Source organism: Desulfocurvibacter africanus subsp. africanus DSM 2603, from assembly GCF_000422545.1.
GTDB classification, from domain to species: domain Bacteria; phylum Desulfobacterota; class Desulfovibrionia; order Desulfovibrionales; family Desulfovibrionaceae; genus Desulfocurvibacter; species Desulfocurvibacter africanus.
The window spans coordinates 183773-207287 of record NZ_AULZ01000005.1 but is presented as its reverse complement, the minus strand read 5'-3'; the positions used below and the strand labels follow the sequence as shown (position 1 = coordinate 207287).

Sequence of the window (23515 nt, the reverse complement as noted above, 5' to 3'; positions counted from 1 at the left end):
ATGTGAGGAATGAGCTGAAAGCCGCGTATGCTTTGCCAAAACTCTCAGGGAAGAGTATTCTTGGGCAGGAGTGTGGACTCGGTATGAGCTTGAATGCATTCGACGGCCCGCGCGTGTGCGTCGTGGTCCTGAACTACAATGGACGGGAGGATACCCTGGCCTGCCTGAACGCCTTGGCAGTCATGCGCCCAAAGCCATGGGACATCGGCGCCGTCACGGTCTGCGACAACGGGTCGACTGACGGCTCGGTCGAGACCTTCGCGGCCTGGGCCACGGATCGCGGCCTGGACATACTGCACCGCCATGGCCCGCATCCCGAGCCGCCGCCGTCGGGCTTTCGCGGCCTGGCGCTGGTGCGCAACGAAGGCAACCTGGGCTTCGCCGCGGGCTGCAATCCCGGCCTGCGCCTGGGCCTGGCCATGGGCGCTGACTTCCTGTGGCTGCTCAACAACGACGCGTTGCCCGAAGCGGAAGCCTTGGCAACCCTGCTGGAGTGCGCCGACGACAGCGCCATGCTGGGCTCCAGCGTTGTGCACGCGCATGACCCGCAGCGCGTGCAGGCGGCCGGAGGCTGTTTTTACAACCCCCTGACCACGGTCTTGACCCCGCACCTTGGTGAAAAGAGCCTGGATCAGGCCCTTGACTCGGAAGGCGAGCCCGCACTGGACTATGTGTACGGCGCGAGCATGTTCCTGCCCCGCACGCTGCTGGAGCGAGTGGGCCTGCTGTGCGAGGAGTACTTTCTGTACTACGAGGAGCTGGACCTGTGCCGTCGAGCCAAACGCGCGGGTTTTTCCCTGCGCTGGTGCAGAGGCAGCGTGGTGCGCCATGCTGGCGGCTCCAGCGTGCGCAGGGAGGGCCAGGCCCTGGCCTGCTACCACGAAAACTTTAGCACGCTCGTCTACACGCGCGCCCACCACACCGGCCTTTTGCCCCTGGCCGCGGCCATCCGCCTGGCAGGCAAGGCCGCGGCCCTGGCCTCGCGGGGCGAGTGGCGTCTGCTCGGCCCACTGGTCCAGGCCTACGTCGATTTCTTCATCGGCAGGTGGGGCAGGCGGGGCCGCCGGAGTCTGTCGTGAAGTCCTTGGTTCTGCACGACTATTTCGAGACTCCCGACGGCGGCGGCCGCCTTAGCTGCGACTTGGCGGCCGGGCTTGGTGCGGACTTGGCCTATGGGTTCCTGTCACCCGGCCATCCTTTTTTCAAGGGACCGGAGGCAGTGCCCGAGGCGAGCCGCATCGACCTCGGCGTGCGTTGTGACACCCCAGGTTTGCGCCAGTTGCGCCTGGCCTTGGCTTTCTTGAGGCGATCCAGCTTCGTCAGCAATTACGAAACAGCCATTTATAGCGGCTCTTATGCACCCCTGGCTGTACGCAATCCAGCACTGCACAATATTCTCTATTGCCATACACCACCGCGTTTCCTGTATGATCAACGCGAGCACTTCCTGTCTCTGGTCGCACCCTGGCAGCGCCCGTTGTTTTTGGCCTTGACCGGTTGGCTCAAGTCCCGCTACGAAGCTGCGGTAACGGCCATGAACACCGTTTTGGCCAATTCCGGAAATGTACAGCGACGCATTCGGTCATTCCTGGGGCACCTGGTCGATTCGGCTCCCCAGGTGCTTAACGCCGAAATTGTCTATCCTCCATGTCACACTGGACGCTATGCTTGGCTTGGCCAGGATGGATACTATCTGTCTCTGGCCAGGCTGGACGCGCTCAAACGCGTGGAAATGGTGGTGGAGGCCTTCGCCCGCATGCCGGACAAACGCCTGGTTGTAGCCTCGACCGGCCCGGAGCTGGCAAAAATTCAGTTGCGGGCGCGAGGGTTGAATACTATCAGTATAATAGGACCAGTAGGAGAAACTCGCCTGCGCGAACTTCTCGGTCGTTGCGTGGCCACGGTCTATGTGCCGGTGGACGAGGACTTCGGCCTGACGCCGGTGGAATCCATGGCCGCGGGCAAGCCGGTCATTGGCGTGGCCGAGGGGGGACTGCTGGAAACAGTCCTGCACGGCGAGACGGGCACGCTCCTGCCGCCTGCCTTCGGCGTCCAGGACCTGATTCAAGCCGTGCGCGACATGACGCCCGGCCGGGCGCGAGCCATGCGCGAGCCCTGCCGGACAAGGGCGCAACTTTTTGATATAACGCGCTTTCTGGAGCGCATGACGGATGTCGCTGGCCGTTAGGCGCATACTTGTTGGATGGCTTTGGGAGAGGGAGCGGAGAACGATGACGAATGTGAGCAAGGCCGGAATCCGGCCCCTTGGGCCTTGGATAGCCATGGCGCGGCTGGCCTGCCTCCTGCTGGCCCTGGCGTCCCTGGCGGCCGCGATGGTTCTGTCCGGCTGCACGGCCAAGGCCAAGCCGCTGGAGGCTCCCGCCTCCGCCGCTAAGCTGCCGGCGGCCGAAGCCCTGGCCAAGGGCGAGGAGAGCCTGGCCCAGGGCCAATACGAGCTGGCCACGAATTACCTGAACCGCGCCCTGGAAATGGACCCCCGCCTGGCCGAAGCTTACCTGGCGCGCGGCAAGGCCCTGCACGCCCTGGGCAACCCCGAACAGGCGCTGTTCGACTTCAACCGCGCTGTAAGCCTGCGTCCCGAATGGGCCGTGGCCTATTATGACCGGGCAACGGCCTATCTTGCCCTGGAGCGGCCCCAGGAGGCTCTGGACGACCAGCGCAAGGCGTTGAATCTGGACCCGGGCCTGGCCGTGGCGCACAACGACATGGGCCTGGCCCTGGCGGCCCTGGACCGACCCGAGGAAGCCTTGCAGGCTTTTGACGCGGCCATCCGTGTCTCGGACGGCCGTCTGGCCCAGGCTTTCTACAACCGCGGAACCCTGCGTCTGCGGGACGAGCTGCTGGTCGCAGCCCAGGAAGACCTGAGCCGGGCAGTCGAGCTGGACCCCGAATTGGCTCCGGCATTCAACAACCTTGGCATCCTGCGCAACCGCACGGGCGCCTACGAGGCGGCGGTGCTGGATTTCGACGCGGCCATCGCCCTGACTCCAAAGAATCCGAACCTGTATCTCAACCGGGGTATCGCCCACGAGAACCAGAATCGTTACGACAAAGCCATTCAGGACTACACTCGCGCCCTGGCCCTCAAGCCGGACTATGCCCAGGCCCTGCACAACCGAGGGGTTCTGTTCATGCGCCTCTCGGCCCGAACACGAGCCTGCGAGGACTTCGAGGCGGCCTGCCAACTGGGACTTTGCCACAGGCATGAAGCAACCAAGAAACTTGGCTTGTGCTGGTAACGCCGGCCTCGAGGCGGCAAGGAGCGGGACATGAGCTTGCGCATGGTCGCACACCTGGCGCTCATCGCCCTGGGACTCTATTTCGCCGTGGACGCGGGCATGACCGTCGTGGCGCACGTGCTGACCCCTGAAACGGCCATTGTCGCCCCGCGTCGCGCCAACGCGAAAAAGTCCGAGCAGGCTCAGGCCAAGCTGCCCATCAGCCGCATCGTGGAGCGCAATCTCTTCGGCAAGGCGGCTCTGGTCGGCCCAAGCAAGTCCGTCCAGGCGGAGCCGGTCAAACGAGAGATCGGCCTCGACCTTGTGGGCACCGTGGTGGCCGACGCCGACCAGGGTGTGGCGGCCATCATCTTCGATCGCGCCGGCAAGGCCCAGGACTTCTTCCGCGTGGGCCAGCCCGTGCGGCCGGGCGTGACGCTCAAGTCCGTGCAGCGCAAGTCGGCGGTGCTGGGCACGGCCCAGGGCGACGTGCTGCTGACCATGGGCGACGACCTGGGGGCTGCGTCAGCTTCCGAACAGCCGCCAGAGTCCGGCTCATCTTCGGACTTTGCCTTGAATCGCCAGACCATCGAGGAATCGATGCAGAATCTTGGTCAGGTCATGCAGCAGGCGCAGATCGAAAAGGTTTCGCGCGGGGACACGAAAGGCTACAGGCTCAGCAGCATCCAGAGCGGCAGCGTCTTCGAGCGCTTGAACCTGCAAAACGGAGATATCGTCACCGGGATCAACGGTCAGGAGATCACGGACCCAAATCAGTTCACGGAACTCTACAATTCCCTGCCGCAACATGATACTGTCACCGTGAACCTATATCGACGCGGAAGAAAGCATGACCTTACCTTTACGCTCCAGTAACGCCGGGCAAGCCGCCATGCACACCAGCACGCTCAGGCTGGGAGAGGTCGCTCAACGCCTAGTCCTGGCCGCGCTGCTGGCGGGACTGATCCTGGCCGTCTTGCCCGACTCCCTCCAGGCTCAGGCGCGGCCACAGGCCGCCCAGGGTCAACAGAACATCAGCATGGACTTCAACGGCGTGGACATCCAGATCTTCGTCAAATTCATAAGCGAGCTCACGGGCCGCAACTTCGTCATGGACGACAAGGTCCGCGGCCGGGTAACCGTAGTTTCGCCTCGGCGCATTTCCGTGGACGAGGCCTACAAGGTCTTCGAGTCCGTGCTGGCGGTCTATGGCTTCATGGCCGTGCCGGCAGGCCAGGTGACCAAGATCCTGCCCATCCGCGAAAGCCCGACCACGGGCCTGGAAACCTTCACCATTCCGCGCCTGGACCGCTACGGCGACTCTTTCGTAACCCAGCTCGTCCAGCTCAATCACGTGCGGGTCGAGGACGTGCTCAAGATGCTCGCGCCCATGGTCTCCAGAAGCGGGCTCATCACGGCTTACGCGCCTTCGTCCATGCTCATCGTCACGGATTCCGAATCCAACCTGCGCCGCCTGCTGACCATCGTGCGGGCCATCGACGTGCGCGGGACCGAAGGCACGGTTGCGGTGATTCCCCTGGAATACGCCTCGGCCGAGAAGACCGCGTCCAGCCTGGCCAAGTTCTGGGAGAGCGGAGTCCGCGAGCAGGGCAAGACGGCTCAGACGAGCCTGAGCATCGTGCCGGACGAGCGCATGAACGCGCTCATAGCCTATGGCGAGGCCCGCGACATCGAGCGGCTGCGCTCCATAGTGGTCCAGATCGACCGCCCCTCGCCCAGGGGCCAGGGCAACGTGCGCGTATACAAGCTGGAGCATGCCGACGCCACGGAGCTGGCCGACGTGCTCAACGGGCTGGTGGGCAAAACCACCGGCTCGGCCGCGGCCGGGGGCCAGGCGCCCAAGGAATCCGGCGTGGTCACGCCGGTCATCTCCTCGGGCGTGACCATCCTGGCGGACAAGGCCACCAACAGCTTGGTCATCACCGCCGGGGCCGACGACTTCACCCTGATCGAGGAGCTCCTGCGGTCCCTGGACACCCCACGCAAGCAGGTGCTCGTGGAGGCGCTCATCATGGAGGTCTCCTCCACTGAGAACGTCGAGTTCGGGAGCAAGCTCCAGGGCGTCGTGGACGTGGGCATCGGCGGCCGCGAGGGCGTGGCGGGCGGCTTCTCCAACCCGGCGGGCCTGAGCGAAAGCGTGCTCAACCCCGGAACCGTGTTCGGCATCGGCGCGGCGGCCATCCCCGTGACCATCAACGGCGTGACTTACACCAACCTGAACGCCCTCATCGCCGCGGGCAAGATCAACAGTGACTTCAACATCATCTCCACGCCCCAGATCATGACCCTGGACAACCAGGAAGCCTCCATCACCGTAGCCGAGAACAGGCCCTACCAGACGAGTCAAACGTCAACCCTCAATGATTTGAACAATATAGTCACTCAGTTTACCTACCGCGACGTTGGCACCATCCTGAAACTGACGCCCCAGATCAACGAGGGCGGCATGATCAAGCTGAAGATCTTCCAGGAGTTCTCGGAGGTCGACCAAGCCGCCACGGGCGTGAGCACCTTGCCCGTGACGCGCAAGCGCACCACCGAGACCGCGGTGGTCATCCGCGAGGGCCAGACCGTGGTGCTCTCGGGCCTTATCGGCAAGAGCGCGACGAACAGCTCAAGCAGGGTTCCGCTGCTGGGCGACATCCCCCTGCTCGGCTGGCTGTTCCGCTACGACACCCGTGAGGAGCGCAAAACCAACCTGCTCGTGTTCATCACCCCGCGCGTGGTGGACAGCCCCGAGAAGGCCCAGGACCTGTACATCGCCAAGCTCAAGGAGTTTGAGCGCCTCCAGTTTGACGGCGACGACCGGGTGCTGCCCGTGCTCATGCCCCTGGTTTCGCCCGGCCCGCGCCTGGACCGTGTCGAGGATCGTGCCGAGACGCGGGTGCCGGCGGAGGTGAGATGAGTGTCACGCTGCGCGAACAAATGGGTCGTGTGCGGGCCATGCTGAACCCCGCCGACTCAAGCGACGCGAAGCTCTCCGGTGAGGCCAGATCAGGTCAGGTGAGACTCGACAATGATGCGCCGTTCCAGACCTACCCGCCTCCTTCGCTCGGCAAGCCGGACTCCGGCGGCCGGGAGCCGAGCCCCGAGGAACTGGCCCTGGAGCTGGGCCTGCACTTCGTGCCGCACGTGGAGGAGGGCTGGCTGGATCTGTCCCTGGTGCGCGGACTGCCCATCGCCTACCTAAAGCAGAACCTCGTGCTGCCGGTAAAGGGAGAGGCCGGCTGTCTGCTCGTGCTCGTGGGCGACCCGCTGCGCGTGGAGGTCATGGACGAGCTTCGCCTGATTCTTACTGATGGAGGGGCGGACGGCAGGGCGAAGGCCGAAGTGAATTTCGCCATGGCTCCGGCCGAGGTCATCCTGGAAGCCATCAACCAGACCTTTGCCCAGGCCGACAGCCGGGCCGACCAGATCATCCAGGACCTGGGCGTGGAAGAGGACGACGACCGGCTGCTCTCGGAGCTGGAGCGCGGCGGCAGCGAGGACCTGTTGGACGAGACGTCCAACGCGCCGGTCATCAAGCTCGTGAACCACATCCTGGCCCAGGCCGTGAAGAGCCGGGCCAGCGACATCCACGTCGAGCCCTTCAAGAACGAGCTGCTGGTGCGCTTCCGCCTGGACGGCGTGCTGCACAACATCCTGCATCTGCCCAAACGGCTGCAGGCCCCCGTGGCCTCGCGCATCAAGATCATGGCCAAGCTGAACATCGCCGAGAAGCGTTTGCCCCAGGACGGCCGCATTGAGGTGCGCATCGGCAACCGTCAGGTGGACCTGCGCGTGTCCAGCCTGCCCACGGCCTTCGGCGAGCGCGTGGTCATGCGCCTGCTGGAGAAGAACGCGCGCCTGCTGTCCCTGGAGGAGCTGGGCATGGGCCCGGACCACCACGCCGAGATGCGCCGCCTGACCCAGCTTTCGCACGGCATCATCCTGGTCACCGGCCCCACGGGCAGCGGCAAGACCACCACGCTCTACGCGGCCCTGTCGTCCATCAACTCGCCGGACAAGAACATCCTGACCATCGAGGACCCCATCGAGTATCAGCTCGACGGCATCGGCCAGATGCAGGTCAATGCCAAGATCGACCTGACCTTCGCCAAGGGCTTGCGCTCCATGGTGCGCCAGGACCCGGACGTGATCCTGGTGGGCGAGATACGCGACCGCGAGACGGCCGAGATCGCCATCCAGGCCTCTCTCACGGGCCACCTCGTCTTCTCCACCCTGCACACCAACGACGCGCCCAGCGCCGTGACCCGGCTCATCGACATCGGCATCGAGCCTTTCCTGGTCTCCTCGGCCGTGCGCACCATCATCGCCCAGCGCCTCGTGCGCGTGCTCTGCCCCGCGTGCAAGCGCGAAGACACGCCCTCGGCCAAGGAATTGCGCGAGATGGGACTATGCGAGGACGCCGCGCCCGTGGTGCACCGCGCCGTGGGCTGTTCCGAGTGCATGCAGACCGGCTATCGCGGCCGGACATCCATCTATGAGTTCATGCGCCTGACCGAGTCCTTGCAGGATCTCGTCGTGCGCAACTCGGACGCCAACCAGATCCGCAAGCTGGCCCTGAGCGAGGGCATGGTCACACTACGTCAGGACGGCATCCGCCGGGTCCTGAACGGCGTGACCACCCTCGACGAAGTCATGCGCGTGACCCTGCTGTAAGCCATGCCGGTCTACGAATATGTCGCCATAGATGCCGCGGGCAAATCAAGGAAGGGCGTCATCGACGCCGACGACGCCCGCGTGGCGCGCCAGAAGCTGCGCGCCGGAGGCCTCTTCCCCAGCCGCATCAACGAGGCCAGGTCCGAACAACCGGCCGTGCAAGCCGGGCGGCCAGGCCTGGCCGGACGGGCCGGACGGGCCGGACGGGCCGGGCGCATCGCCCGCAAGGACGCGCCCGGGCGGCGCTCCCGCCTGTTCTCGATGTCCCTGGGGCTCAAGCGGGTCAAGCGCTCGGAGCTGGCCGCGACCACGCGCCAGATGTCCACCCTGCTCAGCGCCGGCCTGCCCCTGGAGCAGGTGCTCACGGCGATTCTGGCGCAGATCAAGGGAACGGCCCTGTACACGGTGCTGGCCCAGGTGCGCGAACGGGTCAAGGAGGGCGCGAGCCTCTCATCGGCCCTGGCTCAGCATCCCGGCGTATTCGGCACGACCTACGCGACCATGGTTCAGGCCGGCGAGCAGAGCGGCGCGCTGGAACTGGTCATGGCCCGGCTGGCCGACTTCGCCGAACAGGAGATGGAGCTGCGGCGCAAGATCTGGTCCGCGATAACCTACCCGCTGCTCATGCTCTTCGTGGGCCTGGGCATCGTCTTCTTCCTCATGGTCTACGTGGTGCCACGCATCACCGAGATATTCGTGGATCTGCAACGGGCCCTGCCCCTGCCCACGACCATACTCATCGCCGTGAGCACTGCCTTTCGCGACTGGTGGTTTCTCGCTCCCTTGGCCGGCCTGGGAGCCTGGTTCGGCCTGTCCAGGTACGCACGCAAGCCGCAGGGCCGCAGAAAGCTGCACTCCTGGCGGCTGCGCATGCCCGTGGTGGGCCGGCTGACGCACGCCATCGCCATCGCGCGTTTCTCGCGCACCTTCGGCACGCTGCTGGCCAACGGCGTGACGCTGCTTATCTCTCTGGACATCGTGCGCAGCGTGGTTTCCAACGTGATTCTGCAGGACGCCGTGGACGATGTGAGCAAGGAAGTCAGCGAAGGCGCCGGGCTGGCCGAGGCCATGTCCCGGCACGACGTGTTTCCGCCCACCATGATCCAAATGCTCTCCGCGGGCGAGCAGAGCGGCGAGCTGCACTCCATGCTCTTCAAGGTGGCCGAGCTGTACGAGAACGAGATATCCACGCGACTGGCAATCATGACCTCGCTGCTGGAACCTGTTATGATCCTGGCGCTCGGAGGCATCGTGGGCTTCGTGGTGCTGGCCGTGCTTTTGCCGATCTTCGAGATGAGCAGCCTGGTGCGCTGACATCCGCCGACGTTCCATGGCGAGTCCGGAGAAGCCGAGGAAAAAACATATGCGACCAAGACCCAAAGGCCTGAGCATCAGGTACTACATATCCGCCTTGCTCATCATCGTCAGCGCGGCGGGTTTGGCCCTGGCCTGGGATATCTACCAGGAAAGCGCCGAAATCGACCTGCAAGCGCCGAGCAAGGCGCCCGAACCCAAGGCGGAAGTGGACATCGGCCAAATGGAGGCGCTCTTCCAGGAGCCGCCCAGCGACCCGAGCCGGTATCAGGTCATCGCGGAACAGAACCTGTTCTCCGAGAATCGCCGGGCGGTGGCGGACCAAGCCGCGCAACGGGCAGGGCAGAAGGATGCGCCCGAACGCAAGGAAGAGGTGCAGCTCCTGGGCACCAGCATCCTGGGTGAGCGCAAGTCGGCCATGCTGCGCTTCCTGCTCTTCTCCGACAAGAAAAAGGCGCACATCGTGGAACAGGGCCAAACGGTGCGCGACGAGGCTACGAGCGAGGGCGAAAGCGGTCCAAACTACACCCTCGTGGACGTGGAGCAGCGCCGCGTGACCATGAAGGACCAGACCGGGCAGACCTTCAGCGTGTCCATGAGCGAGCCGCAGCAGGCCCAGGCGCAAGGTCCGGGACAGGCCGAAGGCCAGCCCGAGAGCTGGCAACGCATGCAGGAGATGTTTCAAGGCCGGCGCGGAACTCCGGACCCCGCAGCCCGCGTGGACACGCCCGCGCAAGAGCCGGAGAAGCCTTCCAAGCCCGAAAGCCAGCAGGCCGGGAAAGCCCCGCCCTCGCCAACCACGAGCGCGGACAACACGACCTCCGGCACGTGGAACGTAATCCGCTGACAAAGGCGCGGCCATGCTGAAGCGAAGCCCAAAGGTGCGATCCCGCCCCAATCCGGCCGCCGCTCCGGCCCCGGACCAGGCGGCCAGGGCCGCTGGCATGGCAGCGGCCATGCGCGCTTTCGCCAACGCGCCGGGCTCGACGTTCTTCTACAGCGGCGCGGTGCACAAACAACTGTTGGAAGGCCTGGTGCGCGCCCTGCGCGACCGACTGGGCCTGCACCTCGTGCTGGGCGACTTCGGCACGGGCAAGACCACCCTGTGCAACTTCGTGCTCATGGCCTATGGCCACGAGTTCGTCATGGGCTACCTGGGCAACCCCTTCGTGGACGAAACCGAGTTCTTCCGGCAGATCGCAGCGGCGCTGGGGGTCGAGGCGCCGGAAACGGCCTCGGCCAAGGAATGCCTGGACGCCTTGGAAGGTTTCCTGCGACGCCAGCACATGGAGCGCAAGGTCTGCGTCGTCTTCGTGGACGAGGCGCATCTGCTGGACCCGGCCCTGCTGGATCGGCTGCTGGTGCTCTCCAATCTTCAGATTTCGGGCGTGCCGCTCCTGCAGGTGGTGTTGGCCGGCGTGCCCGGCCTGCTGGACTTGCTGGCCACCCCCAGGTTCGGTTCGCTCAACCAGCGCATCGGCAGCCGCCACTGGCTGCAGCCGCTCGGCAAGGCCGAACTCAACGAGTATGTGCGTCACAGGCTGGCCCATGCCGGCAGCGACCAGGAGCTGTTCAGCCCCCGCGCCTTGTCGGCGGTGCAGCGCCGCTCGGGCGGCAGGCCCCGGCTGGTGAACATGCTCTGCCGCCTGAGCCTGGAGGTCTGCGCGCGCTCGGGCAAATCCCAGGTCAGCCCGGCCATGGTGCGCCTTGCGGCCGCTGGGCCTGCCTACGATAGCCTGTTTCGCGAGGCAGGCATGCGCCGAGGCCGCTGGCTAGCCTGGATGACCGCCACGCCTCTGGCCCTGGCCGTCGGCTTGGCCTTGCTGCTGGTTGTGCGCGAAGTGCACGTGCCCGAGCTCTGGCGAGCCATGCTGGGCCGGGAAAAGATGTCAACGCAGTCAGCCGCCGCCCCGGCGGCCGAGCCTTCCCCGCTTGTCCCAGCCGTTCCGGCAGTCCCACCAGTCCCGATGGCCGGTGTCGCCAGCAACGCGCATTCACTCGGTGCGCCCAATGGGGCGGCTCCAGTGCAGCAAGGGGCGCAAACGTCGCCCCAAGAAATCCAGGCGGCTCAGAATTCAAGGGAGCCCAGGACCACGACTGGCGATGGCTGGCGGACGCTGCCCGATCCCGTGGACGGAAGTTGGGCCCTGGAAACGACTCCGGAGCCGGAGATCAGGCCTGGTATGGACGACCCGTCCGCAGTGCCCGCACTCCCGGAGGGACGGTCGCCGCAAGAATCCGAGTTGGAGACCATGGAACAGCTTCAGGCGGAAGATCCGCCACGGGCGGACGACTCGCAAGCTCCACCGGCCCGTCCGGCTCCTCCGCCGCCCGAGGAGGTCACGCGGGCGCTCGTGGAGAAGCTGGAGCCGATCTGGGGTCCCATCCGCCATGGCCAGGATCTGCCGCCGGAGCTGGCTAAGGCGCGCGTACAGGCCATCGCCTGGAGCGCCGTGCCCGAAGAGCGCATGGCCCTGGTGGGCGAGGCCATCGTGCGCATTGGCGAAACACTGGCCGGCGGCAATGTGGCGGCCATCGGCGAGGAATACGTATTAGTGGTCATGCAGGGCGAAAGATACCTGTTGCAAATCATGCCCCGGCGATAGGGGCTGTCGAACGCGCAAGGAGAACAGCATGTGTCGGAAAGAAAGCAAGCGTAACAAGGAACTCGGCTTCACGCTCATCGAGCTAATGGTGGTCATCGTCATCCTGGGCATTCTGGCCGGGCTTATCGTGCCGCGCATCATGGACCAGCCCGATCAGGCCCGGCAGGTAAAGGCCAAGATGCAGATGGAGAGCCTGTCCACCGCGCTCAAGCAGTTCCGCCTGGACAACGGCTTCTACCCGAGCACCGAGCAGGGCATGCAGGCGCTGGTGCAAAAGCCCAGCGTGGGCCGCGATGCGCGCAACTATCCGCGCGGCGGCTATCTGCCCAAGATGCCCAAGGACCCCTGGGGCTTCGACTATGTGTACATCAGCCCCGGCCAGCACGGCGATTTCGATATCATCTCCCTGGGCGGCGACGGCAAGGAAGGCGGCGAGGGCGGCGATGCCGACGTCAGGAACTGGGAAATCCAGTAGCGTAGCGCATAGCCAGCCTCGCAACTGCATCGCGGGCTGGCGCATGAACGAGGTTTTCCCGGTTTGACGCCAGTTCGCACCCATTTCGAACACAGCAGGCAGCCGCTCCCAAGCCAAAAGGGCAGCGCCGGCTTCACGCTGGCCGAACTGGTGGTGGTCCTGGCGATCATCGGCATCATGCTCGGCCTGCTGCTGCCCAACCTGGGCCTGGTCTCGCGCGAGGGTGACCTCAAGGCCGCCCTGCGCGGCCTGTCCGGACTGCTGGCCGAGGGCCGCAACCAGGCCATGATGAGCGGCCAGTCCAGGGCCTTGTGCATCGACTTGGCCAAGGGCACGTGCTGGCTGGCCGGGGGCGGCGAGCGCAAGGGCCGGCGCAGCCTGCCGGGCGGCCTGCGTTGCGCGTCCGTGTCCTTTCAGGATGCAGAGCCCGTGACCAGCGGCGTGGCCCGGATCGCCATACAGGCCAAGGGGCTGGCTCGGCCTGCGCTCATCGTGCTGCGCAGCGGCAAGGAGGCCTGGACCCTGGCCGTGCGGCCCTTCGACGCGCGCCTGGCGACATACCAGGGTGAAGTGACCTGGGAAACCCTGGCCGAGGCCAATCCATGGTGAGGCGACAGGCCGGATTCACCCTGCTGGAAGTGCTCATAGCCGTGGCCGTGCTGTCCATTTCCCTGGTCGCGGTGATCAAGGCCGGGCTGCTCAGCCAGGACGGCCTCATCCGCTCGGGCGACTCGCAGCAGGCCATGGGGCTGGCCCTGTCCAAGCTCGACGAGGTCGAAGCCGCCGGGCCCAATATCTGGTCCCTGCTTGACGGCGATTTCGAGGATGCCAGGGAATGGCATTGGGAACTGGAAATCAACCCCACGAGCCTGCCGGAACTGTTCCTCGTGCGCGTGGAAGTGGGCCGGGGCAAGAACGACCCGCGACCCGCTCGCGTGGAGAAGCTGCTGTGGCGGAGATAAGAAGTAGAGAAGAGGTGGAGAGGGGCGTTGCCCCTCTCCAAACCTCTCCCCACCAGGGGAATGATTCCCCTGGACCCCACATTTCGAGTAGGCCGGAGGAACCGGCCTACTCGATGCGTTGCGGCTTTTCTAAAAATGCGGGGGGTCCGGGGGGAATGATTTCCCCCGGCCGCCGGAGGCATATTGCTCAAGCCGGCTTCACCTTGCTGGAGGTCATGATCGCCGCCTTTGTCATGGCCATCGCTTTTACGGGCCTGTACGGCGTCTATGCCGGGGTCATGGACGTGGCCGAGCAGGTGCGCGGCCAGGGCGAGCTGCTGCAGACCGGCAGGCTCGTGCTGCGCCAGATCGGCGACGACCTGGCAGGGCTGCATCCGCCCGCCGAGGAGACCCAGAGTCAGAGCCAGGCGACCCAGGCCGACCAGTCCCAGGTGGTCCCGCTGCTGGCCGGCGGCGACCGCGAGGAGGAGCTGCCGGACGTAAGCCGCAACCCGGACCTGGCCAGGAGTTTCCGCCGGGGCAGGATCGTTCTGGAGCTGACCACCTGCTCTAGCCTGGATTTCGAGGACGCCGCGCGGGGCGACAAGCTCGTGCGCGTGCAGTACGTGCTGCGGCCTCTGGAGGACACGGGCATGTTCGACAAGGGCAAGCCCATGCGCCTGGTGCGCAAGGAGCGCCTGGACCCGGACATCTATCCCGAGGACTCTGTGGGCGACGGCTGGACCGAGGTGGAGCTGTGCGACCGGGTCAAGGAGCTGACCATCGGCTTTCGCGCGCGCGGCGGCCAGAAGCTGGATTCCTGGGGCACGGGCGGCCTGGGCCAGCCCGTAACGGCCAAGGCGCTGCCTGCCAGCGCCGGCGTGCGCCTCGTGCTGGCGGACGAGGAAGGCAGGCGGGAATTCACGGACTGGTTGAGCCTCGACCCAGAGTTGCTACAGGAGGATACGCAGCTGGAGCAGGAGGATTCCCAGCAAGGCGAGGAAACTCCATGAACTGGGCCACAGGACCTCACAAAAGAACCTCGCGGGTCCAGGGGGTCGTCACCCCCTGGTGGGTGGGGTCTGGGGAGGGCAAAGCCCTTCCCAGTCTTCCCCCGGACCGCCCCGGCGGCCAACGCGGCGGGGCGCTCATGCTCGTGCTCGTGCTCATGAGCGTGCTGTCCATGGTGGCCATCGAGTCCTTGCGCCGGGCCCAGATCGAGGTTGAAAGCGCCGGGACCTATTTGGGCGGCGTGCAGTGCCGCGAGCTGTGCGAATCCGGCCTGCGTCTGGCCGCACTGCTCCTGGAGCGCGACATGGACCTGAACGACTACGATGCGCCCACGGATCTCTGGGTCACCTTCTTCGAGGACGAGGATGCGAAGAAGACTCTGAACTTCCAGACGGGCGTGCTGCGGGTGGAGATCAGCCCGGAGGACGGCCGTTTCCCGTTGAGCGCCATGACTACAGAGACGGGCCGGCAGGTCATGCAGCGCCTGCTGGTCGGGCCGCCGTACAACCTGGAGCAGGAGTCGGCCGCGCGGCTGGTGACGGCCATGCGCGACTGGATCGATGCCGACGAGGATGGCGAGTTCGAAAAGCCGCTCTACATGGCTGAGGAAGTCGCCTACCGCCCACGCAACGCAGCCATGGCTTCCCTGGACGAGCTGCTGCTGGTGCGCGGCATGCCGAGGGGACTCTTTTACGGCGGCCAGGGCGTTCCGGGCCTGCGCGACCTGCTCACGGTGCACGGCAGCAAGGTCAACATCAATACAGCCCCGGCCCTGGTGCTCATGGCTCTGTGTCCGGACGACGTGAGCCGGGCCACGGCGGCCAACCTGGCCCAGGACATGCTCGCCTTCCGCGCGAGCCAGGACAATGCAGGCTTGCTGAACAAGACGGACTGGTACAAGACGGCCTTGTCGGGCTATGAGCAGGTCACCTTGCAGCAAGAGCTGTTGAGCGTGTCTAGTGACGTGTTCCAGGTTGTCGTGACGGCCAAGGCAGGGGCCGTGCAACGCAGTCTGCGCGCCGTGTTGCGGCGCACGGCGGGCCAAGCCGATCCGCAAAAGCCCGTGTCGCGGGTAAGCCTGGAACGCAAGGTGCTGGGCTGAGCCCGGCTGAAGGAGATTCATGGCCGAGACAATTCTGGGCATAGACCTCACGCCGCGCGGCGTGTGCATGGTGCAGCTCACGAGGCAGTTCGTGCGTCTGACGGTCACGGGCTGGGCCAGGGCGGACCTGCCCGCCGGAGCCGACCTGCCGGCCACGGCGGCAGCGGTGCGTCGGCTGGCCGAAACTCGCGGACTGCTGAGCGACGTGTATGCCCTGGGCTTGCCCACGAGCCAGGCCATGTTCCGCCGCCTGGACTTTCCCTTCACCTCCGCCGGCAAGATCCGCCAGGTGCTCGACCTGGAGATGGACGCGCACATGCCCTTGTCCGTGGATGCGCTGGCCCTGGACATGGTCAAGGCCGGCCGGGGAGTTGGCGGCGAGCAGCAGGTCCTGGCCGCGGCCATGCCGCGCAAGGCGCTGGAAAGCTGGCTGGAGGCCTTTGCCGCGTCCGGCATGCCCCTGCAGGTCGTGGACGTGACCGCCGACGCCTTGTTGGCCGCCGCCGCGCCCTTGACCGGCCTGCCCGGCAAGGTGCTCTTTCTCGATATCAGGGCGGAGGCCAGCGCCATCTTTTGGCGCGTGGACGGCAAACCGACGGCCATGCGCGGCCTGCGTTTCGGCCTGCTGGACCTGGACAAGGCCTTGGCCGCGAATCAATCCTCGAATGATGGCGAACGGGAAACGTCCGCAAGTAACCTTGCAGCCACCCGCGCGACTGTTCCCGTAAAAGCTGGCATGGAGCTGCAGGCCGCGCTGGCCGCCGGCGGCGAGGCTGCCCGGCGCGTGCAGGCGGCCGTGGACGACTTGGCGCGCGATATCCGGTTGACCCTGCGCGCCGCAGCCGATGGAGAGTCCGTGCCGCCCGAGTTGGTTGTGCTCAGCGGCCGGGCCGCCGCCGTGCAGGGATTGGGCAGGCTGTTGGAAACGCGCCTGCAGGCCCCGGTGCAGCGCATTGCGCAATGCGGCGGCTTCGGTTTGCGCGCCATGCCCGACGGCTCGCAGGTCCCAGGGGACGAGTTGGCCGTGGCATACGGATTGGCCCTGCGCGGCGCGCCCATGTTCCTGCCGTCCGAGGCGGGCATGAATTTCCACGCCGAGGGCGCGGCCATGCGGCGCAACGCCTTTGATCCGCGCCGCTATCTGGCCCTGGTTTCGGCGCTGCTGGCCGTGCTCGTGCTCGGCTACGTCTTGTCCAACACCACGGATATAGTGCTCAAGCGGCAACGTCTGGCCGCGCTGGAGGCTCGCCTGGACGAGGCCTACAAGCAAGCCCTGCCCGACGTGCAGCCCGGATTCACGCGCAGCCAGCGGGCCAGCATCCTGGCCGAGCGCCTGGCCGGCTTGCGCCAGGGCAGCCAGAATGACGGCGCTGGCCACGCCACTGCCCTGCACATCCTGGCCGCGATTTCCCAGGCCGTGCCCGCGGACCTGCCCATGACCATCAGCCAATTGGGGCTGGACGAGCAGGCCGTGCGCATCAGCGCGCGCTCGGACGCCTTCGCCAGCGTGGAACGGATCAAGGACGGCCTGCAGCAGGCCGGGTTGGGCGAAGTGGAGCTCAAGGGCGCCACCGCCAGCCCAGATGGGAATAGCGTGCAATTCCAATTGGATATACTGCTCGCCTCGGGAGGCAAGCCATGAAGCCGGACCGGCAACTCCTGCTCGGCGCGGCCTTGGCCTTGGCCCTGATAGCGGCCATGATCCAGTGGATCGTGCTGCCCGTGGCCCACTATCGTGAAAGTTTGGGGCGGAGTGTCGTCCAGGCCCAGCAAGACCTGTCCCTTGTCACGGCACAGGGCCAGGAGTACGCCGAATTGGCGGCCAATGCCCCGCGTAACGGCCGACCAGCCAATGCCGGCAAGGGCAAGCCCGAGCAGACCCTGTTCGCCCTGCTGGAAAACCTGGCCACCCAGAGGCAACTGCGCGCGAACATCGAGTACATCCGGCCCTCGGTGCGTCAGGGCGCGGACGGCTCGCGCCATGACGTGGTGGAGATGCGCCTGAACGGCGTGGGCTTGAACCAGTTGGTGCCCTACCTGCAGGCGGTGCAGGCGACAGGCCGGGGGATCGGCGTGGAGCGTCTGAACATGCGCTCGCACGAAAATAAACCCCTGGATGTGGACCTGGTCTTCAGCGCTTTGCGCAAGACGCCTGAAACCAAGACGCCATGACTAGCCAAAACTACGCCGGGCGAAGTGACATGAAACGCAGAATACCGACCATTCTCCTCTACACGGGCTTTAGCTTGGCCGTGCTCGTCCTGCTGGCGATGATCAAATTCCCCTGGCCCGTGCTGGCCGGCCGGCTGACCTCGACCGTGAACGCTTCGGGCGTGGTCCGCCTGTCCTATCTGGAAGCCACGCCCTCGCGCTTTCCTCCTGGCCTCGTGCTCGAAGGCGTGGCTTTGACTTCTGCCCAGGACCCGGATACGCCGCTGTTCACCGCCAGCCGCGTCAGGCTCACGCCTGCTTGGCTGTCATTCCTGGTCGGCAAGGCCGGGTTCACGCTGCGGGCCGAGGCCTACGGCGGCGAGTTGCAGGGCCTTATCACCGCCGACGGCATCACGTCGCCCGAAAATTACGAAGTCGATTTAAGCTTGGATGACCTGGACCTAAGTCGCCATCCCCAACTGGCCGAGCAGGCCGGCGCGCAGGGTCTCCTGTCGGGCCGCATCAGCCTTGCGGGGCCGTTGAGCGGGTCGCAAGCGCTTCAGGGCAACGCGGATCTTGTCGTGACGGGCGGCGCGGCGCGCTACAAGAGCGACTTTCTGACCCGCGACGTCGTTCGGCTGGGCAACGTCCAAGCCGATCTGACCTGGCTGAACGGCCGGCTCGGCGTGGAGCGCCTGGCCATGGCTGAAGGGGATTTGCAAGGGGAGCTCAAGGGCTCGTTCCAGCCCGGCCAAGAAGGCAAGCCCCTGAGCGGCGGCAAGCTAACCGTGGATGGCTCGCTGCTCGTGGAGCCTTCGTTGCTGCACCTGGACAAGATTCCGGACAGGAGCATCGCGGACAGGTTGCGCCGAAAGGAACCCCTGCACCCCAAATGGAACGGCCCTGTGGCGCCATTGGTGAGCCTGGCAGGCATGCTGTAACGCTTCATACGCTCCAGCCAGTCGCGTTCATTCTTGCGACGGTTGGCGGGTAGAGCAGCTTGCAAATAAGAGAGCAGTGAAATCCTTTCATTTGCAAACTGCTTTCACCACAGCAACGGTTCATCTAGGAGGGAGAGCGGATCTTCCTACACAAGCTCCTCCCGGGCTACTCCACGCCAAAGGCGCGGCAGAGGACAGCCGGACCCAAGAGCAACGCGCCATGGAAGCTGGCGTCGAGGATGTCCTGATCCGTCCAGCCCATGTCGCGAAGGGCCTGCGTCTCTTCGGCGTTTACCGCTTCGGGCCTGGTCACCGACTTGAGGGCCAGGAGCAGCAGGGCCTTGTGCTTTTCGTCGAAAGGAGCCGTCCTCGGCTCCTTGGCCAGGCAATCCACCTCGGCCTCGTTCATGCCCATAAGTATCATCAGTTGTCGATTGAAGCGCTCGCAGGGCGTAAAGCCCATGGCCGTGGCCACAAGAAAGCGCAGCATGGCCAGGAAATGGTGGTCCAGGCGCTCATGCGCGCCATAATAGGCCAGGAAGCGGCCCTGGCCAGCCAGCAGGTCAGGGCTCACGCTCAGGAGCAGTGCCGGAGCCGGGATGCCGGCCTTGGCAGGAAAACGCTCGTAGACTTGGGCCACCAGGCCGGTGGCTGCCTCGGGCCGCACGCAGGAAAGCAGACTCATGTGTCCTCCTTAAATTGTAGTAGACCGGTCGTATATAGAATTATCCCAAAAAGAGACCGCACCCATGAGGGGACGGCCTGCCTTGACCACTAATCCATAATCCTAGGGTTTGAGCAGCTTATCCAGGGCCATGCGCCTGAATCTGCGCATGGGCTCCAGGCTTTTGTCCACCTTGGCCAGCAGAATGGAGCCCTGCCAGCCGGCCAGGAGGAAACGGGCCATCTCGGCCGCATCCAGATCCGGGGAAATCTCGCCCGCGTTCATCGCCTCGCGCAGCACGGATTCGACAGCTCCGGCCATGCGGCCGACCACCTCGGCCAGCTTGTCGCGCATGGTCCCACTCAGGTCGCCCATTTCCTGGCACAGGTTGCCTATGGGACAACCCTTGGAAAAGCCCTGTTCGGCGAAGATCTCCTCGAAGCCCAACAGGAAACGGCGATAGCGTTCCAGAGGAGACAGGGAGCCGTCCTTGAGCACGGCCATGGCCGATGAGCCGACGGAACGCGCATAGTGCTCGACCAACTCGGCTCCGAAAGCCTCCTTGCTGGGAAAGTAGAAGTAGAACGATCCCTTGGGCACACCTGCGAGATCAAGGATCTCCTTGATGCCCGTGTTGTTGAAGCCTTTGCTGTGCACCAGCTCGGCCCCGGCGTTCAGAATGCGTTCCTTGGTGTCGATCTTGGGCATGGATTTCTACTAGACCGGTCGTCTATAGGCGTCAAGCAGTTTTCAGGTCGCCTCCAGTCCTCCATTTGTCGAGCCTGGCAGGACGGCATGACCTGCCATTAACCTATCTGGCTTGTTCCCGACTGCCAAGCGCCTCCCAGGCCGTGCGTACCGTGTCCTTGCCGAAGGCGCGTTCCAGGCGGCGCACGGTGAAGTGGCCGCTGGCCACGTTCTGGAAGTGGCTCATGAAAATGGAGTTGACCACGGCCCCGCCCAACGCCCCGACGACTGGCACGGCCTGAGCTGCGAATTTCTGCGAGACCGTGACCCCGAAGCGTTTGGTGATGGCGGACAGGAGGCGCACGAGCACGGGCGCGCCTTTCTCGGCCGCGCTTGCGCCGGCTGCGTATTTGGCCGCCTCGGCTACGGCCTTGGCCAAGGAGGCGCGTACGGCGAAATAGCCCGTTTCCGCGGCGTCATCGCCCGTGGACGGGCCGCCCAGGGCGAAGACCTCCAGACAGGCCAGCCTGGCATCGGGCTGGCGCAGGTCTTCGCCGTTGCTGTGGGCGATATCCGCGATGGAGCGCAGCATGATGGTCGTGGTCACGGGCAACTCCAGCAGCAGGCCGGAGAATCCGAACAGGCCGCCCACGCCGCCGGCTGCCGCCGCCCAGGTTTTGTGCAGCTTGTTACGCGAGGTCCTTTCGGCCGTGCCGTCCCTGTCCAGGGTCTTGAGCGCGGTGTTCAGCGCGCCCTCCAGGGCCTTGCGCGTGGCCTTGTCCACTCCGTCGCGCACGCCTACGGGCAGCTTGCGCAGGGCCGCTTCCACTGGCGCGCCGGCCAGGTTGCTCAGCCTCGCGGCCAGGCCGGGACTCTCCAGCAGCTCACGGGCCTGTCGCAGCTCTTCACGATCCTTTTCCGTCATGGCCTACTCCGCGGCTTGCTCCGCATGTGGAGCGGTTGCGGACAGTGGTTCCGGACGCGCCTCGCGCCCGGAATCGGCAGAGGACCTGCGTTCCTCCGCTTTTGCCGACCATAGCGCTTTTCGTACGGCAAGGCCATCAGGCCCTGATTGATCGGCAAAGGGTGCCGTAAGGCAAAAAAAACCCGCCAAACATCAGCTTGGCGGGTTTTCCCATTAATAAATCGCGGGTCCAGGGCGTTGTTAAGCCCTGGCGGGTGAGGGTCTGGGAGAGGGCAGCGCCCTTTCCCAGTTCTTACTCTTAACCAACCGACTCGTCGGGCTCCAACTCGCGGGTGAAGCGGCAGGACTTTTCCGGGCAGGCCACGTGCTCGCCGCGCGCCTTGGTGGTCTTGATGGTCAGGATCTTGGAGTCGCATTGCGGGCAGGGCTTGGCAATGGGCCAGTCCCAGGTTGCGTAGTCGCATTTGGGGTAGGTCGAGCAGGAGTAGAAGACCTTGCCGCGCTTGGAGCTTTTCTCCACGAGCTGGCCGGTGCAGCCCTCGCGCGGGCAGGCCACGCCGGTGGAATGAGGCTCGGCGTGCTTGCACTCGGGGTAGCCGGAGCAGGCGATGAAGCGGCTGCCGGTGCGCGAGCGCTTGAGCACGAGATCCTTGCCGCAGTCCGGGCAGGTGCCGACCTTCTCGGACATCTCGTTGGCCCGCTCGACGATCTGGATCTGGCCCTGCTCGTCGCGGGTGAAGTTCTTGATGCCCTTGCAGTCGGGGTAGCCGGAGCAGCCCAGGAACTCGCCGTTCTTGCCGAAGCGGATGTTCATGGGCTTGCCGCACAGATCGCAGACGATGCCGGTCTCCAGCCCGCCCTTGACCTGGACCATCTCGTCCTTGGCCTTGTCCAGGGTAGGGTAGAAGTCGCCGGTGAAATGCTTGAGCAGCTCGACCCAGTTGACCTTGCCGCCGGCCACGTCGTCCAGCTGCTCTTCCATGCCCGCGGTGAAGTGCACGTCCATGAGGCTCTGGAAATGCTTGGTCAGCAGGTCAACGACCGTCACGCCAAGCTCGGAGGGAACGAATTTCTTCTCTTCCAGTCGGGCGTAGTCGCGGTCCAGCAGGGTGGAGATGATGGCCGCATAGGTCGAAGGACGCCCTATGCCCTGCTCTTCCAGTTCCTTGACCAGCGAGGCTTCGGTGTAGCGCGGCGGCGGCTGGGTGAACTTCTGATCCTTGGTCAGCTTGCGCACCGTGAGCTGCATGCCCTTTTCCAGCTTGGGCAACATGGCGGCCTTGGTGGACGTCGACTCGCCGCCTTCGCCCTCGGTCTTTTCGTCCGTGGCTTCGTCCACGCCGTAGACCTTGAGGAAGCCGGGGAAGAGCACACGCTCGCCCTTGGCCCGCCACTGGGCCGGGCCGCTGTCCACGGTCACCGTCGTGTCGTGCAGGCGGGCGGCGGCCATCTGCGAGGCCATGAAGCGCTGCCAGATGAGCGTGTAGAGCTTGTACTGGTCCGCGGGCAGGTGCTTGCGCACGGACTCGGGCGTGACGCGCACATCGACGGGGCGGATGGCCTCGTGGGCGTCCTGCGCGCCGGACTTGGTCTTGAAATATCGGGGCTTGGGCGGGTAGTAGTCTGTGCCCAGCGTCTCCACGATGAAAGCCTGGGCCGCGTCGCGCGCCTCGTCTGCCACGCGCACGGAGTCGGTGCGCATGTAGGTGATGAGCGCGGTCACGCCGCTCTCGCCAAGCTCCACGCCCTCGTACAGGCGCTGGGCCGTGGACATGGTGCGCTTGGCCGTGTAGCCCAGGCGGCGGCTGGCGTCCTGCTGCAGGGTCGAGGTGATGAACGGCGGCGAAGGATGGCGCTGGCGCTCCTTCTCCTCGATGGCCGAGACCACGAAGGGCGCGTCCTTGACGCGGTCGTAGAGCACCTGGGCCTGCTCGCCCGAGCCCACGGACGGCTTCTTGCCCTCCACCTTCCACAGCTCGGCCGCGAAGGCTGGCGGCTCGGGTCCTTCGAGCAGGGCCTTGAAGACCCAGTACTCCTCGGGCCGGAATGCCTGGCGCTCGCGCTCGCGGTCCACGATGATACGCAGGGCCACGGACTGCACGCGGCCGGCGGAGATGCCGCGCTTGACCTTGGACCAGAGCAGCGGCGAAAGTTTGTAGCCCACGAGCCGGTCCAGGATGCGCCGGGCCTGCTGCGAGTGGAACAGATTCTCGTCCAGGGGCCTGGGGTTGGCCAAGGCCTCCTTGACCGCGCGGCTGGTGATCTCGTTGAACTGGATGCGGCTGACCTGCTTGTTCTTGTCGCCTATAAGATGGGCGACATGCCAGGCGATGGCCTCGCCCTCGCGGTCGGGGTCGGGCGCGAGATAGATATGTTCGGCTTGGTCGGCGGCGGCCTTGAGCTTGGCCACGACCTTCTGCTTGCCGGGGATGACCTTGTAGTCCGGGGTAAAGCCCCGCTCCTCGTCAACGCCGATCTTGTTGGGCGGCAAGTCGCGCACGTGGCCCACCGAGGCCTCGACCATATAGTCGCGGCCCAGGAATTTCTTGATGGTCTTCACCTTGGCCGGCGACTCGACGATGATTAGATTCTTTGCCATGACTTGCGGTGTATAGTCATGACCATACCCCATGGCAAGCGCAAACCCCGCGCCTGCCGAGAGCCGCCGGCGGGCTTCCCGGCCGGGCGCCGCTCACCGAACGCAGTTTGCCGTCCGCCGATAATCCCGCCGGAGCGTTTGCTTTCATTGTCTAAATATGTGATTTCCAGCCTCGCG

Annotated in this window: 21 protein-coding genes; 17 read left to right on the top strand and 4 right to left on the bottom strand. The window is 65.4% G+C overall.

Going from position 1 to position 23515, the window contains the following annotated elements:
• Positions 1–83 precede the first annotated feature (83 nt).
• The 17 genes from H585_RS0105130 (at position 84) to gspN (ending at position 18463) form a co-directional block, all read left to right on the top strand.
• A complete protein-coding gene (locus tag H585_RS0105130; protein ID WP_027367031.1) occupies positions 84–1079 on the top strand; it encodes a glycosyltransferase family 2 protein in 996 nt (331 codons plus the stop codon).
• Positions 1076–2188: a glycosyltransferase gene (locus H585_RS0105125; RefSeq protein WP_027367030.1), complete on the top strand. Its 1113-nt coding sequence runs from the start codon at positions 1076–1078 to the stop codon at positions 2186–2188. The genes H585_RS0105130 and H585_RS0105125 overlap by 4 nt, the downstream gene beginning before the upstream one ends.
• A 43-nt stretch (positions 2189–2231) precedes the next feature.
• Positions 2232–3260, top strand: a complete 1029-nt coding sequence (locus tag H585_RS0105120) for a tetratricopeptide repeat protein (RefSeq protein ID WP_027367029.1) — start codon at positions 2232–2234, stop codon at positions 3258–3260.
• Between the two features lie 30 nt (positions 3261–3290).
• On the top strand, positions 3291–4115 hold the full coding sequence (locus tag H585_RS0105115) for a type II secretion system protein N (RefSeq protein WP_027367028.1): 825 nt from the start codon (positions 3291–3293) through the stop codon (positions 4113–4115).
• Positions 4090–6165 (top strand): type II secretion system secretin GspD, encoded by a 2076-nt coding sequence (gene gspD / locus H585_RS0105110; RefSeq protein WP_244432483.1) that lies wholly within the window; start codon positions 4090–4092, stop codon positions 6163–6165. The genes H585_RS0105115 and gspD overlap by 26 nt, the downstream gene beginning before the upstream one ends.
• Positions 6162–7922, top strand: coding sequence for a type II secretion system ATPase GspE (gspE, locus tag H585_RS0105105; protein ID WP_027367026.1), 1761 nt, complete (start codon positions 6162–6164; stop codon positions 7920–7922). The genes gspD and gspE overlap by 4 nt, the downstream gene beginning before the upstream one ends.
• A gap of 3 nt (positions 7923–7925) precedes the next feature.
• Entirely contained in the window at positions 7926–9236 is a 1311-nt protein-coding gene (gene gspF / locus H585_RS0105100) for a type II secretion system inner membrane protein GspF (RefSeq protein WP_027367025.1), read from the top strand.
• Between the two features lie 49 nt (positions 9237–9285).
• Complete coding sequence (locus H585_RS0105095; RefSeq protein WP_027367024.1) at positions 9286–10083, top strand: hypothetical protein; 798 nt, start codon at positions 9286–9288, stop codon at positions 10081–10083.
• 13 nt (positions 10084–10096) lie between these two features.
• Positions 10097–11842 (top strand): ExeA family protein, encoded by a 1746-nt coding sequence (locus H585_RS0105090; protein WP_027367023.1) that lies wholly within the window; start codon positions 10097–10099, stop codon positions 11840–11842.
• Between the two features lie 28 nt (positions 11843–11870).
• Positions 11871–12317, top strand: coding sequence for a type II secretion system major pseudopilin GspG (gene gspG / locus H585_RS0105085; protein ID WP_005984583.1), 447 nt, complete (start codon positions 11871–11873; stop codon positions 12315–12317).
• A 63-nt stretch (positions 12318–12380) separates the two neighbouring features.
• Complete coding sequence (locus H585_RS0105080) at positions 12381–12926, top strand: pilus assembly FimT family protein (protein ID WP_027367022.1); 546 nt, start codon at positions 12381–12383, stop codon at positions 12924–12926.
• On the top strand, positions 12920–13279 hold the full coding sequence (locus H585_RS0105075; protein WP_027367021.1) for a type IV pilus modification PilV family protein: 360 nt from the start codon (positions 12920–12922) through the stop codon (positions 13277–13279). Before H585_RS0105080 ends, H585_RS0105075 begins: the two co-directional genes overlap by 7 nt.
• Positions 13280–13392: 113 nt before the next feature.
• Positions 13393–14271 carry a PulJ/GspJ family protein gene (locus H585_RS0105070; RefSeq protein ID WP_027367020.1) on the top strand — a complete coding sequence of 293 codons (879 nt, stop codon included), beginning with the start codon at positions 13393–13395 and terminating at the stop codon, positions 14269–14271.
• On the top strand, positions 14268–15371 hold the full coding sequence (locus H585_RS0105065; protein WP_161628417.1) for a type II secretion system minor pseudopilin: 1104 nt from the start codon (positions 14268–14270) through the stop codon (positions 15369–15371). Before H585_RS0105070 ends, H585_RS0105065 begins: the two co-directional genes overlap by 4 nt.
• A gap of 19 nt (positions 15372–15390) precedes the next feature.
• Entirely contained in the window at positions 15391–17013 is a 1623-nt protein-coding gene (gene pilM / locus H585_RS0105060; RefSeq protein WP_027367018.1) for a pilus assembly protein PilM, read from the top strand.
• Positions 17010–17543: a type II secretion system protein M gene (locus H585_RS0105055; RefSeq protein WP_027367017.1), complete on the top strand. Its 534-nt coding sequence runs from the start codon at positions 17010–17012 to the stop codon at positions 17541–17543. The genes pilM and H585_RS0105055 overlap by 4 nt, the downstream gene beginning before the upstream one ends.
• Positions 17544–17572: 29 nt before the next feature.
• Positions 17573–18463, top strand: coding sequence for a type II secretion system protein GspN (gene gspN / locus H585_RS0105050; RefSeq protein ID WP_027367016.1), 891 nt, complete (start codon positions 17573–17575; stop codon positions 18461–18463).
• A 166-nt stretch (positions 18464–18629) separates the two neighbouring features.
• Here gspN and H585_RS0105045 read toward each other — a convergent pair whose 3' ends face one another.
• The 4 genes from H585_RS0105045 to topA form a co-directional block, all read right to left on the bottom strand.
• Positions 18630–19148, bottom strand: coding sequence for a carboxymuconolactone decarboxylase family protein (locus tag H585_RS0105045; protein WP_027367015.1), 519 nt, complete (start codon positions 19146–19148; stop codon positions 18630–18632).
• A gap of 102 nt (positions 19149–19250) precedes the next feature.
• The gene (locus H585_RS0105040) at positions 19251–19835 is read right to left on the bottom strand and encodes a TetR/AcrR family transcriptional regulator (RefSeq protein WP_027367014.1); all 585 of its coding nucleotides are present in this window, start codon (positions 19833–19835) and stop codon (positions 19251–19253) included.
• A gap of 103 nt (positions 19836–19938) precedes the next feature.
• Entirely contained in the window at positions 19939–20739 is an 801-nt protein-coding gene (locus H585_RS0105035) for an EcsC family protein (protein ID WP_027367013.1), read from the bottom strand.
• Positions 20740–21037: 298 nt separating this feature from the next.
• Positions 21038–23338 carry a type I DNA topoisomerase gene (topA, locus tag H585_RS0105030; protein ID WP_027367012.1) on the bottom strand — a complete coding sequence of 767 codons (2301 nt, stop codon included), beginning with the start codon at positions 23336–23338 and terminating at the stop codon, positions 21038–21040.
• Positions 23339–23515 lie beyond the last annotated feature (177 nt).

What these genes read in the sequence shown, in the direction of transcription:
- H585_RS0105130 (WP_027367031.1), top strand. Translation starts at nt 84, where the DNA reads ATGAGCTTGAATGCATTCGACGGCCCGCGCGTGTGCGTCGTGGTCCTG.
- H585_RS0105120 (WP_027367029.1), top strand. Translation starts at nt 2,232, where the DNA reads ATGACGAATGTGAGCAAGGCCGGAATCCGGCCCCTTGGGCCTTGGATA.
- H585_RS0105115 (WP_027367028.1), top strand. Translation starts at nt 3,291, where the DNA reads ATGAGCTTGCGCATGGTCGCACACCTGGCGCTCATCGCCCTGGGACTC.
- gspD (WP_244432483.1), top strand. Translation starts at nt 4,090, where the DNA reads ATGACCTTACCTTTACGCTCCAGTAACGCCGGGCAAGCCGCCATGCAC.
- gspE (WP_027367026.1), top strand. Translation starts at nt 6,162, where the DNA reads ATGAGTGTCACGCTGCGCGAACAAATGGGTCGTGTGCGGGCCATGCTG.
- gspF (WP_027367025.1), top strand. Translation starts at nt 7,926, where the DNA reads ATGCCGGTCTACGAATATGTCGCCATAGATGCCGCGGGCAAATCAAGG.
- H585_RS0105095 (WP_027367024.1), top strand. Translation starts at nt 9,286, where the DNA reads ATGCGACCAAGACCCAAAGGCCTGAGCATCAGGTACTACATATCCGCC.
- H585_RS0105090 (WP_027367023.1), top strand. Translation starts at nt 10,097, where the DNA reads ATGCTGAAGCGAAGCCCAAAGGTGCGATCCCGCCCCAATCCGGCCGCC.
- gspG (WP_005984583.1), top strand. Translation starts at nt 11,871, where the DNA reads ATGTGTCGGAAAGAAAGCAAGCGTAACAAGGAACTCGGCTTCACGCTC.
- H585_RS0105075 (WP_027367021.1), top strand. Translation starts at nt 12,920, where the DNA reads ATGGTGAGGCGACAGGCCGGATTCACCCTGCTGGAAGTGCTCATAGCC.
- H585_RS0105070 (WP_027367020.1), top strand. Translation starts at nt 13,393, where the DNA reads ATGCGTTGCGGCTTTTCTAAAAATGCGGGGGGTCCGGGGGGAATGATT.
- H585_RS0105065 (WP_161628417.1), top strand. Translation starts at nt 14,268, where the DNA reads ATGAACTGGGCCACAGGACCTCACAAAAGAACCTCGCGGGTCCAGGGG.
- pilM (WP_027367018.1), top strand. Translation starts at nt 15,391, where the DNA reads ATGGCCGAGACAATTCTGGGCATAGACCTCACGCCGCGCGGCGTGTGC.
- H585_RS0105055 (WP_027367017.1), top strand. Translation starts at nt 17,010, where the DNA reads ATGAAGCCGGACCGGCAACTCCTGCTCGGCGCGGCCTTGGCCTTGGCC.
- gspN (WP_027367016.1), top strand. Translation starts at nt 17,573, where the DNA reads ATGAAACGCAGAATACCGACCATTCTCCTCTACACGGGCTTTAGCTTG.
- H585_RS0105045 (WP_027367015.1), bottom strand. Translation starts at nt 19,148, where the DNA reads ATGAGTCTGCTTTCCTGCGTGCGGCCCGAGGCAGCCACCGGCCTGGTG.
- H585_RS0105040 (WP_027367014.1), bottom strand. Translation starts at nt 19,835, where the DNA reads ATGCCCAAGATCGACACCAAGGAACGCATTCTGAACGCCGGGGCCGAG.
- H585_RS0105035 (WP_027367013.1), bottom strand. Translation starts at nt 20,739, where the DNA reads ATGACGGAAAAGGATCGTGAAGAGCTGCGACAGGCCCGTGAGCTGCTG.
- topA (WP_027367012.1), bottom strand. Translation starts at nt 23,338, where the DNA reads ATGGCAAAGAATCTAATCATCGTCGAGTCGCCGGCCAAGGTGAAGACC.